Here is a 13,564-nt window from a genome sequence, read left to right as displayed (position 1 = left end):
CTTCTTCTATGATGGCCCCATGACTTCCGACTCCTCCCCCTCCCCCCTCGGCTCGCCGCTGATCTGGCGCGAGGACGGCCTGCCGCAGTCGCGACTGTACGGCGACGTCTACTTCTCCAGCGCCGACGGCCTGGCCGAGACCCAGGCGGTGTTCCTTGAGGGCTGCGGCCTGCCGGACGCCTGGGCCGGGCGCGAGCATTTCACGGTCGGGGAGCTGGGGTTCGGCACCGGGCTCAACATCGCCGCCCTGCTCGACCTGTGGCGACGCGGCAAGCCTCCGGGCGGCCGCCTGCACGTCTTCTCGATCGAGGCCCACCCGATCACCCGCGACGAGGCCGCCCGCGCCCTGGCCGTCTGGCCGCAGTTGGGCGAGGCCGCCCAGGTGCTGCTCGATCATCGGCCAAGCGAGGCGCGCGGCTTTCACCGCATCGACCTGCCCGGCTTCGACGCGACGCTGGACCTGGCCGTCATGGACGTCTCGCAGGCCCTGGCGGCCTGGAGCGGCCGGGCCGACGCCTGGTTCCTGGACGGCTTCTCGCCGGCCCTGAACCCGGCGATGTGGAGCGAGGAGATCCTCGCCGCCGTCGCCGCCCGCACCGCGCCGGGCGGCCGCGCGGCCACCTTCACCGTCGCCGGGGCCGTGCGCCGGGGCCTGGCCGCCGCCGGCTTTACCTGGGACAAGCGCCCGGGCTTTGGCCGCAAGCGCGAGCGGCTGGAGGCGACCTACCCCGGCGAGGCCGCGACGCCTTCCCGTCCCAAGAGCCTGGCGATCGTCGGCGGCGGGATCGCGGCCGCTGCGCTGGCCCGCGCCGCTCGGGCCGAGGGCCTGCAGGTCACCGTATTCGACGCCGACCAGGCGAAGGCCTCGGGCAATCCGGCCGCCCTGGTCACGCCGGCGCTGGACGCCGGCGGCGGCCCCCGCGCGGCCTTCCCCGCCCAGGCCCTGGCCCGCGCCGCCGCCCTCTACGACGCCCTGCCCGGGGCGGTGCTGGCGCGCGGCGTGCTGCGCCTGGCCACGGGGCCGCGCGATCCCGATCGCTTCGCCGCCGTCACCGGGCAGGACCTGTTCGCGGCCGGCGAGATGACCGCTCTTGACGCCGCCGAGGCCGGCGCGGCCCTGGGCGAGCCCGCGGCCGGCGCGCTGCGCATGGACCTGGCCCGCGTGGTCGATCCCGCCGTCGTCCTGGCCGTCTGGCGCGGCGCGGCGGTCGCGGCCGAGGTCACGCGCCTGGAGAAAACCGGCGACGGCTGGCGCCTTCATGGCGCGGACGACGTGCTGCTGGCTGCCGCCGACGCCGTCGTGCTGGCGGGCGGGGCCGACCTTACCCGGCTGTGGCCCCAGGCGCCGATCCGCCCGGTTCGCGGCCAGACCAGCTGGACCGGCCCGCTGGGCGGCCCCGCCGTCGTCCCGGCGGCCTTCGGCGGCTATGCGGTTCCCACGCCCGGCGGCGGCGTGCTGTTCGGCGCCACCCACGACCGGGGCGACACGGCCGTCGACCAGCGCGAGGCCGATCACGCCCGCAATCGCCAGGCCCTGGCCAAGGGCCGCCCCGACCTGGCCGCCCGCCTGGCCGCCGCGCCGCTGGACGGCCGCGCGGCGGTGCGCGCGACGACCGCCGACCACCTGCCGCTGGCCGGCGCGGTTCCCGACGCGCCGAGCGGCCTTCATGTGCTGGGCGGCCTGGGCGGCCGAGGCTTCACGACCGCCCCGCTGCTGGCCGAGCACGTGATCGCGCTGATCCTGGAAACGCCCTCGCCCCTGCCCCGCGACCTGGCCGCGCTGGTCGAGCCCGGACGCCCCTGAAGATCCTCCCTCTGGGGGAGGCGCCCCGAAGGGCCGGAGGGGGCCGATTTCGCGACCGCTTCCCTCTCCGTCCGCTTCGCGGACACCTCTCCCTTCAGGGAGAGGGTCTTCGACAAAGCAAAAGGCCCCGGAGTTTCCTCCGGGGCCTTCGCATTCGTCGGGAAGCCTAGAGCCTCCGTTCGGTCTCGATCTTAGAAGTTGATCGAGATGGTCGAACGGCGGTTCAGCGGTTCCTTCACGCCGTCGCCGGTGGCGACGGCCGGAGCGGTTTCACCCTTCCAGTCGACCGCCAGGGTCGTGGCCGGGACGCCCGCCGAGACCAGACCATCGGCCACGGCCTTCGCACGACGTTCCGACAGGCGGACGTTGTACTTGGGCGAGCCCGAGGTGTCGGTGTGGCCCACGACCGTGATCTTGGTCGCGTTGCCGCCCTTGGCGTAGTCGGCGGCCTGCTGCACCACGGCCTGGGCTTCCGGCGTCAGCACGTACTGATCGAACGGGAAGTAGACCACGAACTCGCGGGCCTCATACGCTGGCGGAGGCGGCGGGGGAGGCGGCGGCGGGGGCGGAGGAGGCGGCGGCGGCGGGGGAGGCGGCGGCGGCGGGGGCGGAGGCGGCGGGGGCGGCGGCGAGCCGAAGGTGTAGCGCACGCCGAGGGTGATCGACGTGTCCTTGTAGTCGCCTTCGAAGGTGCCGACGTCCGTCACGGCGCCGCCGGCCGGGCCGACGTTGCTCGTCACCGAACCCCAGTTGAGGCTCTTGGCGACCAGGTAGCGGCCGGTCAGGTCGATCGACCAGTTCGGGGTCACGTCCCAGGCCAGGCCCAGCAGGCCCTGGTAGGCGAAGCCCTGGTCGGTGTCGTCGAAGCTGGTGTTCTGGATGCGGGCGGCGCCGGCGGGAACGCCGCTCAGCTGGCCGTACACCTTGTTGTGGACCCAGGCCGTACCGACGCCGGCGCCGATGAACGGACGCCACGACGAGTCGGGCAGGAAGTCATAGATGACGTTGGCCATCAGGGTGGTGGCCTTGACCTCGCCGTTCGGCGTGCCGCAGGTCGGGTTCGTCGCGGTGCGAACCGGGCCGGCGGTGCAGAGGCCGATCGGCTGCGGGCGCGAGGCGTTCTCGGAGCGGACGCCCGAGATGTCGCTGCCGCGGTAGCCGTATTCGCCTTCCACGCGCCAGTTCGGCGAGATGCGATAACCGATGCGAGCAAAGCCCGCCCAGTCTTCGTCCGTCGAGAAGGTCCAGTCGTACGGACGACCGTCGGTGGCGTTCACCGACGAGCTCGCTTCGATGCCCTCAGCCGAGTGGTAACCGACGTCGCCGGCCACATACCATCCGCTCAACGCGCTTTGGGCGGAGGCGCCGGACGCCGCGCAGAGCGCGACGGTTGCGACGCCAGCCAGCAACCCGAATTTCATGATGAGAACCCTCTAATAAAGTTAGCCTGGACGCCCCCCGCGGGGCGGCTTCCATGACGACAAACGCACGACTTCGCAAATCGGATGTGGCGCCAGCGCCACAGTGAGGCGGTTTCGTCGAATTCTCGACAATTTGCCCCCAGCGATCGGAACACGGACGTCGGCCGCGTGCGGCGCAGGCCTTCCGCGCCGCAGCAATGGTCGCGCAGTTCGCCGCCGGAATCCAGGTCAACCCTGACGATTATTTCAGATATCAACGACCGCTGATCGTTGTTCTTTCGCCGCCACGGCGGAGGCGACCAGCGACGCGACGCGCCGCTGGTCACGGGCCAGGCCGCGATCGCCCCCACGACCGGCCGCCTTGGCCACCCTCACATCCTCACCGCGTTGGAGGATGCGGCGAAGCTTTCGGGGCGAACGGTTCGCCTCGACGCCGCCCACGCCTGTGGAGTGCGCGACGACGCCGAGCCGCCCCCCCTTCGCGCCGCCAGGGATCGAGGGATCGACAACCCGTCGCGGCGCGGAGAGCCCGTCCGCGCAAAGGCGGCGGACAGTTCGCGCGACCGCTACCACCAGGGCCGCGGAACTGTCGCGTCCCAAACCTGGAACGTTTCGCCGCCCCGCCGGACTGCACGGGCTGGACAGGCGCCGTCGTTCGGTTAACTACGAAGATCGGAGGTTTGCGCGGGGTGACGCAAACCTTGGAGCGTGGTGCCTGAAGAGCGTGAGGTCGCGTCCGGACCAGTATTCCAAGCTCGACGCGTCCGGCGTGGCCCTGCTGGCGGCCGGCCACTTCATGGCCTTCGTCGACCGGGCCGTGCCCAGCGTCTACGCACCGGCGCTGAAAGCCGAGTTCCACCTGACCGACACCCAGCTGGGCGCGCTGCAGGGCCCTGCCTTCGTGGCGCTCTACGTCGCCGCGACCCTGCTGGCCGGCCATCGCGGCCACCGCCTGTCGCCCGCGCCGCTGCTCGCCAGCGCCGCGGCCCTGTGGACGCTGGCGACCCTCGCCCTGACCCTGGCCCCGACCTATGAGAGCCTGCTGGCCGCGCGGCTGGTGCTGGGCCTGGCCCAGGCCGCCTTCGCGCCCGCGGCCCTGGCCCTGATCGTGGCGGCCGCCCCGCCGGCCCGGCTGTCGCGCTGGGTGTCGATGTTCACCTCCGGCTCGTCAATGGGGCGCAGCGGCGCCCTCCTGGCCGGCGGCCTGGCGCTGGGCGCGTTCTCCAGCGGAGCCCTGCACGCCTTCGGCCAGGCGCCCTGGCGCGCGGCCGTCGTGCTGCTGACCCTGCCCAACCTGCTGCTGGTGGCGCTGCTGGCCTGGCGGCTGCGCGGACTGGCGCCGGCTCGCCCCGGCGACGATGGCCTGGGACGCGCGCTGGCCCGCCTCGGCGCGCGCCCGCTGGGCCTTGGCCTGCACTTCCTCGGATCCGGCGGCGTCATCCTGGCGGTCCAGGCCGCCGCGGCCTGGGCGCCGTCGGTCGTCAACCGCGCCTGCGGGCTGAGCCCGACCGCCAGCGCCCTGCTGACCGGCGCCGTCGTCCTGGTCGCCGCGCCGAGCGGGCACCTGGCGGCCGGCCGGCTGATGGACCGCCGCCTGCGCGCCGGCGGCGGTCCGGCCCTGGTGCTGGCCGGCGGCCTCGCCACGGCCGTCCTCGGCGCCGTGCTGCTGGCGGGCGCCGCCGCCCCCGTCACCGCGGCCGGCGCGCTGTTCCTGATCACCGCGGGCGGCGGCGGCGCGGCGCTGGCCGCCCTGGCCGGCCTGCAGCCGCTGAGCCCCCCGCCCCTGCGCCCGGCGATGAACGGCCTCTACCTGGCCTTCGTCACCGTAGCCGGACTGGGCTTTGGCCCGCTGCTGACCGGCCTGGTCAGCGATCGCCTGTTCACGGGCCCGCACGGCTTGGCCATGGCCCTGGCGCTGGTCACGGTGCTGGCCGCGACCCTGGCGGTGATGGCCGCCGCCCTCGGCGCGAAGGCGTGGCGAGCCCTGGCCCGCGAAACCCGCGAGGCCGCCGGCGCCTGACATGCCCACCGCCACCGACAGCTTCCGCTTCTCCAGCGACGACCATCCCGCCGACGAGGCCTTCGCCCTCTATGCGACCCTCTATTCGCGCGGCTCCGACGTCAGCCGCGGCGAGGGCCGGTTCTTCGCCCAGGTGCGCGGCTGGCGGCTGGACAAGGTGCTGTTGTTCGAGCGCCGGCTGTCGGGCGTCGTCCACGCCCGCCGCGAGCGGATCGCCGGCGACGGCTTCGACCACTTCGTGCTGACCCACGTGCTGGACGGCCAGGTGCGCCTGGAGGTCCCCGGGCCGCCGCGCATCCTGGGCCCCGGAACCAGCGTGCTGCTCGACACCCGCCGGCCGATGCGCACCGAGCACGACGACGCCCGGATCCTGACCGCCAGCATCGCCCGCGACGTGATCGAGGCGGCGATGGGCCCGGCCGGCCGCCTGCACGGCCAGCTCCTGGCCCCGCCGGACAATCTGGTGCTGGCCGACTTCCTGGCCTCGCTGGCCCGTCACGGCGACGCCCTGGGCTCGGCCGCCCTGCCCGCGCTGGGCCGCGCCTTCGTCGACATCCTCTCGTCGGTGGGCGGCGACGCGGCGCGGGTCGGCCGCGAGGACCAGCGCCGCGACCTCTCGCGCCGCGAGGCGGTGCGCCGCTTCGTCATTCCGCGCCTGGCGGACAGGTCGCTGTCGGTCGAGGCCATCGCCGCCGGGGCCGGCATCTCGCGCTCGTCGCTCTATCGCCTGTTCGAAAAGCAGGGCGGCGTGGCCCGCTTCATCCAGCTGACGCGCCTGGACGCCCTGCGCCGCGTGCTCGACGCCCGCGACCCCGCCGCCCCGAACGACGCCGCCCTGGCCGAACGCCTGGGCTTCTCCAGCCCCGCCCAGATGGCCCGCCTGTTCGCCGAGGCCTATGGCGACAGCCTGCAGGCCTACCGCGCCGCCCTGGCCGACAAGCCGCGCGACGATCCCGGCGTCAGCAAACGACGCTGGGACGGCTGGCTCGGAGAACTGGGATGAGGGCGCCGCGCGCCTGAGGCCGCGATTCGATCTGCGCCGAAGACCCGCCTGTGCCCGAGCGCACGAAAAGCCGCTCCCGCATGTGCCGGCGGCGCTTCAAATCGAACTGAAAGAAGGGAAGGGATGGTGGACGCGACAGGGATTGAACCTGTGACCCCTACGATGTCAACGTAGTGCTCTCCCGCTGAGCTACGCGTCCGCCGAAGCGATCCGAAGCGCCTTCGTGAAGGCGTCCCGGCCGGGAAGGTGTGGGGGTATAGCGGCGGCTTGGCCGGTGCGCAAGCCGCCTTGAAAACTTTTTCGCGCCCTACGCCGCCATCATCTTTTCGACCTCGGAAACGAGGTCGCGCAGGTGGACGGGCTTGGACAGCACCTTGGCGCCGGCCGGCGCGCGATCCTGGGCCGAAAGGGCCACGGCGGCGAAGCCGGTGATGAACATGATGCGCAGGGCCGGGTCACGGGCGGCGGCCTGGCGCGCCACTTCGATGCCGTCCATGCCGGGCATGACGATGTCGGTCAGCAGCAGGTCCCACGGATGCTCGAGGTGGCTGACGGCCTCTTCGCCGTCGGCGCAGGCGGTGACTTCGAAGCCTGCCCGTTCCAACGCCCGGGCCAGGAAGCCCCGCAGCGAGTCGTCGTCTTCGGCGAGGAGGATGCGGGCCATGTCGCTTACGTGTCCGTTGGATCTCGTCTCTGGAGCCCGAATCTTATGTTCAGGACGGTAAATCGCCGGTGAACCGGCGCGGTCCGTCCACAGATACGACAGGGCGCGAGGGCATTTGACCGCAAGCCCGGCGCCCTCGACTATGTGACGCATGAACGCATGGGATCCGATCACGCCGGAAACGGCCTCCGCCCAGGCCGGCGGAGCCGCGCTCGGGCGCGAACCGGCGTTCAAGGCCGTGCGGGCCGCGCCGGACGGCTCGCCCGCGCCGACGCCCGTGGTGTTCGCCTCGCCGCATTCGGGCGCCCTGTATCCGCCGGAGATGATGGCCGCCGCCCGCCTGCCCGAGACGGTGCTGAGAGGCTCGGAAGACGCCTTCGTCGACCGGCTGATCGCCGGCGCCCCGGCGCGGGGCGTGGCCACGATCCGCTCGCGCTTGGCCCGCGCCTATATCGACCTCAACCGCGACCCTTGGGAACTGGACCCGGCGATGTTCGAGGACGACGCCCTGCCCGAGTTCGCCCGCGGCCGCACCGCGCGTGTCGCCGCCGGCCTGGGCGCGATCGCCCGCGTCGCCGACGGCCGGCCGATCTACGCCCGCAAGCTGACCTTCGAGGAGGCCAAGGCCCGGGTCGAGCACGGCCACCGCCCCTATCACGACATGCTCGACCGCCTCCTGGCCCAGGCCCGCGCCGCCCACGGCCTGGCGGTGCTGATCGACTGGCACTCGATGCCGGCGGCCGCGACGCGCGGCACCCGGGCCAGGGTCGGCGGTCCATGCGACATCGTACTGGGCGACCGCTTCGGCGCAGCCTGCGCGCCGGGCCTGACCAAGCTGGTCGAGGAGGCCCTGGAGGCCATGGGCTATCGCGTGGCCCGCAACAGCCCCTATGCCGGCGGCTACACCACCGAGCACTACGGCCGGCCGGCCCGCCGCACCCATGCGCTGCAGATCGAGATCAACCGCGCGCTCTACATGAACGAGACGACGCGCGAGCCGACCGAGGGCCTGGCGGTGCTGACCGCGCACGTGGAGCAGCTGACCGCGCTGCTGACGCAGGCGGACTGGGCGGCGCTGAAATAGGGAAAACGAGCGGGCGCGAGGCCTCCCGCGCCCGCAAACCGCCGCAAAGGGCTGCAAACTCGCGCCGCGTCGGGCTCAGGCCAAAAAAAAAGCCCGGCGGTAAGGCCGGGCTAGTTCATTAGGGAGGAAACGCCCAGGAAGGGCAGAAGCGGCAGCGCCGCCTCACACCTTCCTTATAGGGTGCGCTGCGAAATCGAGCAAGCGGAAAGTTGGACAACGTTGTCGAATTTTCCGCGACAACATGAAGCAACCCCATGCACAGCAAGGATCGGAGAACGTCGATCTTCAAGCTTGACCATAAAATAGGCATTGCTGCACTGCAGCATTAGTTGCCAAAGAAACGACAACCGCCAGAAACCACCTCAAACCCGGTAGGAATAAGGGTTTGCGAGATGACACCGGTAACCGCGACATAAGGCGCCTTACGCACGGGGTGGATAAACGCAGCGCAGTCGCGTAAAAGCCGCGCGCCTGACGCGCGCAGCGTCTCATCCGATTTTCTCCGAAAGCCCGCCGCCCTCCCATGTCCATGCGAAATATCGCCATCATCGCGCACGTCGATCATGGCAAGACCACCCTCGTCGACCAGCTGCTGGCCCAGTCGGGCGTGTTCCGCGCCAACGAGGCGACGACCGAACGCGCCATGGACTCCAACGACCAGGAGCGCGAACGCGGCATCACCATCCTGGCCAAGTGCACCAGCGTCCTGTGGAACGGTGAAGCGGGCGAAACCCGCATCAACATCATCGACACCCCCGGACACGCCGACTTCGGCGGCGAGGTGGAGCGCATCCTCGGCATGGTGGACGGCTGCGTCCTGCTCATCGACGCCGAAGAAGGCGTCATGCCGCAGACCAAGTTCGTGCTGACCAAGGCGCTGAAGATGGGCCTGCGCCCGATCCTCTGCATCAACAAGGTCGACCGCGCCCACGCCGATCCGGACCGCGTGCACAACGCCGCCTTCGACCTGTTCGCCGCCATCGGCGCCACGGACGAGCAGCTGGACTTCCCGCACATCTACGCCTCGGGCCGCTCGGGCTGGGCCACGCTGGACCTGAACGTGCCGAGCGACAACCTCGCCCCGCTGTTCGACCTGATCGTCCGCCACGTGCCGGAACCCAAGCAGATCGCCAAGCGCGACGAGCCGTTCCAGATCCTGAACGTGCTGATCGAAAGCGACCCGTTCCTGGGCCGCCTGCTGACCGGCCGCATCGAGAGCGGCAAGGCCGTCCCGGGCATGGCCATCCACGCCCTGGACCGCAACGGCAAGGAAATCGAGCGCGGCCGCATCACCAAGGTGCTGGCCTTCCGCGGCCTGAAGCGCCAGCCGATCGACGAAGGCGCGGAAGCTGGCGACATCGTCGCCATCGCCGGCATGAGCAAGGCGACCGTGGCCGACACCCTGTGCGCCCTGGAAGTCACCGAGGCCCTTCCCTCGCAGCCGATCGACCCGCCGACCATCTCGATGACCGTCTCGGTCAACGACAGCCCGCTGGCCGGCCGTGAAGGCGACAAGGTCCAGTCGCGCGTCATCCGCGACCGTCTGCTGAAGGAAGCCGAAAGCAATGTCGCCATCCGCGTCACCGAGAGCACCGAAGGCGACGCCTATGAAGTGTCGGGCCGCGGCGAACTGCAGCTGGGCGTGCTGATCGAAAACATGCGCCGCGAAGGCTTCGAGGTCTCGATCTCGCGTCCGCGCGTCGTGTTCCAGGCCGATCCGGAAACCGGCAAGCGCCTCGAGCCGATGGAAGACGTCATGATCGACGTCGACGACGAGTTCTCGGGCATCGTCATCGAGAAGCTGTCGCTGCGTAAGGCCGAGCTGCGCGACATGGGCCCGTCGGGCGCGGGCAAGACCCGCATCCAGCTGACCGCCCCGTCGCGCTCGCTGATCGGCTACCAGGGCGAATTCCTGACCGACACCCGCGGTTCGGGCGTGCTGAACCGCGTGTTCAGCCACTACGAAGCCTACAAGGGCGCCATCGACCAGCAGCGCAAGGGCGTGCTGATCAGCAACTCGGACGGGGAAACCGCCGCCTACGCGCTGTGGAACCTGGAAGAGCGCGGCGTGATGTTCGTCGGCGCCGGCGAGAAGACCTATCAGGGCATGATCATCGGCGAGAACAGCCGCCAGGATGACATGGACGTCAACCCGATGAAGGCCAAGCAGCTGACCAACGTCCGCGCCTCGGGCAAGGACGAGTCGATCCGCCTGACCCCGCCGCGCAAGATGACCCTCGAGCAGGCCATCGCCTACATCGAGGAAGACGAACTGGTCGAAGTGACCCCGAAGAACATCCGCCTCCGCAAGCAGACGCTGAACCCCTCGTTCCGCAAGAAGCGCGTGAAGGAAGACTAGTCTTCTCAGGGTCCTTCGAGATCTGAAACGGGCCGCCGACCTTCGGGTCGGCGGCCTTTTTCATGCGCGGCGGCCAAGGTCCTCCCCCGCTTCGCGGGAGGAGGATCAAAAGAAAAGGCCGCCGCCCGGCGGGGCGACGGCCTTTCCGGCTTTCAGACCGGGCTGCGCTTACCAGCTGCGCTCGATGCTGAGGAAGCCGCGACGGCCCCGCAGCTCGTAGCCCCAGATTTCCGAGTTGCCGACGCGATAGCTGCTCGAGATCGAGGGCGGGGCCTCGTCGAACAGGTTCTGCACGCCGAAGGTCATGGTCGTCTTGTCGTCGATCTGCTTGCGGGCCGAGACGTTGTGATAGGCCATGAACTCGGTGTGGTACTTCACGTGGACGTACTTGTAGTACGTCGAGCCGACCACGTAGTCGTAGCTGGTCGAGGTGGCGTACTTGGCGCTGCCCACGGTGTCGCCCAGGATCTCGGCGTCGGAAGCCTTGCCGGTGATGGTCGACGACCAAGTGTAGGTCCACGGCCCCTTGCGGTACGACAGGCTGGCCTTACCCGAGAAATCGGGACCATCGTAGATGTAGGTCGTGCCGTTGTAGTCGTCCTCCTCGGTCTCGCCGAACAGGTTGGAGGTGTCCTGCAGCTGCCAGCTGAACTGGCTGTTGAAGTACAGCTGCCCGCCGTTGTCGAAGTCGTGGCGGTAGTCGGTGGTCAGGTCGATCGCGCGGCTCTTCTGCGAGGCGACGTTGACGTAGTCGTTCTTGACCAAGGTCAGCAGGTGCGTGGTCGGATCGCGCGTCACCAGCGAGCAGAACGGGCTGGAGAGGCCCACCGACTCGTAGCAGCGGGCGGCGATCTTGGCGGCGCCGAACTGGGTGATCTCGTTGCTGATGTCGATGTCGGCGTAGTCGACCGCGACCTTCAGGTTGATGAAGCTCGGGGTGAACACCACGCCGATGGTCTTCGACTCCGAGGTCTCGGCCTTCAGGATGCCCTTGCCGCCACCGGCCGTGACCAGGGTGGAGTAGCTGGCCTGGGTGGCCGACACGCCCTGGGCGGCGCAGTTGGTGACGATGGTCTGGCTGGCGCCGCTGCTGCCGTAGAGGATGCAGGGGTCGGCGACGCTGTAGCCCGTCTGGTCGGCGAGGTAGAGCTCGTACAGCGACGGGGCGCGGAACGAGGTGCCGTCGCTCATGCGCAGGCGCCAGGTCGGGGTGATCTGCCAGTTCAGGCCGATCTTGTAGGTGTCGCTGTCGCCGTAGCTGTCGACCTCGGTGTGACGACCCGAGACCTGCAGGTCCAGGCTCTTGACCAGGAACAGGTCCTTCAGCACCGGCACGTCGATTTCGGCGAAGGCCTCGGTCGTCGTGTCCGTGCCGAAGGTGTGGCCGGCGCGGGTCAGGTTCCAGTTGTTGTTGTTCAGCGACGCCGTGCCCGGGCTGTCGTCGAAGTCGTCGTGACGATAGGTGAAGCCGAAGGCGGCCCCGACCTTGCCGGCCGGCAGGCTGAACAACTCGCCCGAGAAGCTGGCCTCGACCAGCGACTGCTCATAGGTGGTGTGACCCACGTCGACGCCGAACAGGAAGGCCTTCTCGGCGTCGGTGAACTGGCCGGCCAGGACGCGCGAGCTGAACCACGGGATGCCGGTCGGCAGGGTCGAGCAGTCGCCGCCCGAGATCGTCACCAGCGACTGGACGCAGTAGTTGCTCGCGCCGGCGGCCGTGGTGGCGGCGATGGCGTCGCTGTTGATCGAGCTGACCGAATAGGTGCCGTCCGACTTGCCGTACTGGCCATAGACGTCCCAGTCCCAGCCGCTCAGGAAGCCCAGCTTGGAGCCTTCCAGGAACTTGAAGTCGCCGCGCAGGCCGCCCAGGCCGCGATAGTAGTCGACCTTCTGGATCGAGTCGTAGGCCACCGCGATGACCGGATAGGCCGTGCCGCCGGCCGCGCCGAAGATGTTGTTCGGGTTGGTCGTGGCGACGGTGGGGAACAGCTGGCGGGCGCCGTTCTGTTCGGAGTTGCGGCGGTTGTAGAGGAACTCGCCATAGGCCTCGACGCCGGCGCCCAGGTCATAGCCGCCGGTCACGTAGAAGCTGGCCCGCTCGACCGGGCTGATGACCGTGGCCCGCTGCCAGACCGACGAGTCGTAGTTGGCGACCCGGTAGGTCTCCGGATAGTTGGCGCGCGCCACGCGGGCGAGGTTGGCGAAGGCGGCGTTGCTGGCCACGAAGCCCGGGGCGGTGTTGCCGGTGTACGAATAGCTCGTGCCCGGCTGCATGTACTGGAAGTAGCCGCCGTAGCCGCTGGTGTAGGCGACGTTGTTGATCTGGTTGAAGCACTTGTAGTCGCCGGTGGCCGGATCGGTCAGGTCGACGCGGGCGCCGTTGGTGGTGCTGTAGTAGTTGTCGGCAGAGCAGCTGGTGTAGTCGCGGTCGCCGCGACGCAGGGCCATCTGCTTGTAGTAGCTGGCCGAAGCGCTGATGTAGCCGCGGTCGAAGGTCTTGCCCCACGAGGCTTCGGCCGAATACTCCTGGCCGCCGCCGCCCTTGGCGAAGGGCGCGTTGCCGTAGACCCGCACCCGGCCGCCGTCATAGTCGGTCTTGGTGATGTAGTTGACGACGCCGGCCACGGCGTCCGAGCCGTAGATCGACGAGGCGCCGTCCTTGAGGATCTCGACGCGGTCGATCATCGCGTTGGGGATGGTGTTCAGGTCGACCGGACCGACCGTGCCGCGTACGCCCGACGGCGTCAGGCGGCGGCCGTTCAGAAGCACCAGGGTGCGGTTGGCGCCCAGGCCCCGCAGCGAGATGGTGTTCACGCCCGGGCCGCCGGTGACGTTGTAGCCGGTCAGTTCGTCGGCCACCTGGAACGAGCCGCTGGCCAGAGACGAGCTCTGGATGATCTCGGTGGTGTTGACCAGGCCCTCCAGTTCACTCTGTTCCGAAGTGATCACCTGGATCGGCGAGGCGCTGTTGTAGGCGTTGCGCTTGATGCGCGAGCCGGTGACGACGATGGCCTCGACGGCGTCGCCGTCTTCCGCGGCCTTTTCGGATTTGGCCGAAGCCTGGGTTTGCGTCTGCGCCCAGGCGCCGACGGGCGCCAGCCCCAGGCCGGCGATCACCGACGAGGCCAGCAGCAACTTGCGATCAAGCATCTAGAATATGCCCCCATGGATAGGTGTGCGTGGAAACTTCGCCCCTCGCGAAGCTCCTG

Annotated in this window: 8 protein-coding genes and 1 tRNA gene; 5 read left to right on the top strand and 4 right to left on the bottom strand. The window is 70.0% G+C overall.

The window, feature by feature from the left end:
• The first annotated feature begins 19 nt into the window (after positions 1–19).
• The gene (mnmD, locus tag G5B46_RS17305; protein ID WP_165260732.1) at positions 20–1,804 is read left to right on the top strand and encodes a tRNA (5-methylaminomethyl-2-thiouridine)(34)-methyltransferase MnmD; all 1,785 of its coding nucleotides are present in this window, start codon (positions 20–22) and stop codon (positions 1,802–1,804) included.
• Positions 1,805–1,995: 191 nt separating this feature from the next.
• On the opposite strand, the gene G5B46_RS24740 is transcribed toward mnmD, so the two are convergent.
• Complete coding sequence (locus tag G5B46_RS24740) at positions 1,996–3,225, bottom strand: OmpA family protein (protein WP_165260730.1); 1,230 nt, start codon at positions 3,223–3,225, stop codon at positions 1,996–1,998.
• Positions 3,226–3,949: 724 nt separating this feature from the next.
• On the opposite strand from G5B46_RS24740, the gene G5B46_RS17295 reads away from it, so the two are divergent.
• Together G5B46_RS17295 and G5B46_RS17290 are read left to right on the top strand one after the other, a co-directional pair.
• The gene (locus tag G5B46_RS17295) at positions 3,950–5,245 is read left to right on the top strand and encodes an MFS transporter (RefSeq protein WP_165260728.1); all 1,296 of its coding nucleotides are present in this window, start codon (positions 3,950–3,952) and stop codon (positions 5,243–5,245) included.
• Between the two features lies 1 nt (position 5,246).
• Complete coding sequence (locus G5B46_RS17290; protein ID WP_165260726.1) at positions 5,247–6,248, top strand: helix-turn-helix domain-containing protein; 1,002 nt, start codon at positions 5,247–5,249, stop codon at positions 6,246–6,248.
• A 124-nt stretch (positions 6,249–6,372) separates the two neighbouring features.
• Here the strand turns inward: G5B46_RS17290 and G5B46_RS17285 are convergent.
• A tRNA-Val gene (locus G5B46_RS17285) sits at positions 6,373–6,447 on the bottom strand.
• Positions 6,448–6,555: 108 nt separating this feature from the next.
• On the bottom strand, positions 6,556–6,912 hold the full coding sequence (gene cpdR, locus G5B46_RS17280; RefSeq protein ID WP_058350243.1) for a cell cycle two-component system response regulator CpdR: 357 nt from the start codon (positions 6,910–6,912) through the stop codon (positions 6,556–6,558).
• A gap of 151 nt (positions 6,913–7,063) precedes the next feature.
• Between cpdR and G5B46_RS17275 the strand changes: the two genes are divergently transcribed.
• Together G5B46_RS17275 and typA are read left to right on the top strand one after the other, a co-directional pair.
• Positions 7,064–7,996, top strand: coding sequence for an N-formylglutamate amidohydrolase (locus G5B46_RS17275; protein WP_165260724.1), 933 nt, complete (start codon positions 7,064–7,066; stop codon positions 7,994–7,996).
• 523 nt (positions 7,997–8,519) lie between these two features.
• Positions 8,520–10,355: a translational GTPase TypA gene (gene typA, locus G5B46_RS17270; RefSeq protein ID WP_165260722.1), complete on the top strand. Its 1,836-nt coding sequence runs from the start codon at positions 8,520–8,522 to the stop codon at positions 10,353–10,355.
• A 168-nt stretch (positions 10,356–10,523) separates the two neighbouring features.
• Here typA and G5B46_RS17265 read toward each other — a convergent pair whose 3' ends face one another.
• Positions 10,524–13,505, bottom strand: coding sequence for a TonB-dependent receptor (locus G5B46_RS17265; protein WP_165260720.1), 2,982 nt, complete (start codon positions 13,503–13,505; stop codon positions 10,524–10,526).
• Between the last annotated feature and the right edge of the window lie 59 nt (positions 13,506–13,564).

The sequence above is a fragment of the Caulobacter sp. 602-2 genome, from assembly GCF_011043625.1.
In the GTDB taxonomy this organism is placed as follows: domain Bacteria; phylum Pseudomonadota; class Alphaproteobacteria; order Caulobacterales; family Caulobacteraceae; genus Caulobacter.
The sequence above is the reverse complement of the archived record's forward strand: the minus strand, read 5'-3'. Positions and strand labels throughout refer to the sequence as shown.

What these genes read in the sequence shown, in the direction of transcription:
- mnmD (WP_165260732.1), top strand. Translation starts at nt 20, where the DNA reads ATGACTTCCGACTCCTCCCCCTCCCCCCTCGGCTCGCCGCTGATCTGG.
- G5B46_RS24740 (WP_165260730.1), bottom strand. Translation starts at nt 3,225, where the DNA reads ATGAAATTCGGGTTGCTGGCTGGCGTCGCAACCGTCGCGCTCTGCGCG.
- G5B46_RS17290 (WP_165260726.1), top strand. Translation starts at nt 5,247, where the DNA reads ATGCCCACCGCCACCGACAGCTTCCGCTTCTCCAGCGACGACCATCCC.
- cpdR (WP_058350243.1), bottom strand. Translation starts at nt 6,912, where the DNA reads ATGGCCCGCATCCTCCTCGCCGAAGACGACGACTCGCTGCGGGGCTTC.
- G5B46_RS17275 (WP_165260724.1), top strand. Translation starts at nt 7,064, where the DNA reads ATGAACGCATGGGATCCGATCACGCCGGAAACGGCCTCCGCCCAGGCC.
- typA (WP_165260722.1), top strand. Translation starts at nt 8,520, where the DNA reads ATGTCCATGCGAAATATCGCCATCATCGCGCACGTCGATCATGGCAAG.
- G5B46_RS17265 (WP_165260720.1), bottom strand. Translation starts at nt 13,505, where the DNA reads ATGCTTGATCGCAAGTTGCTGCTGGCCTCGTCGGTGATCGCCGGCCTG.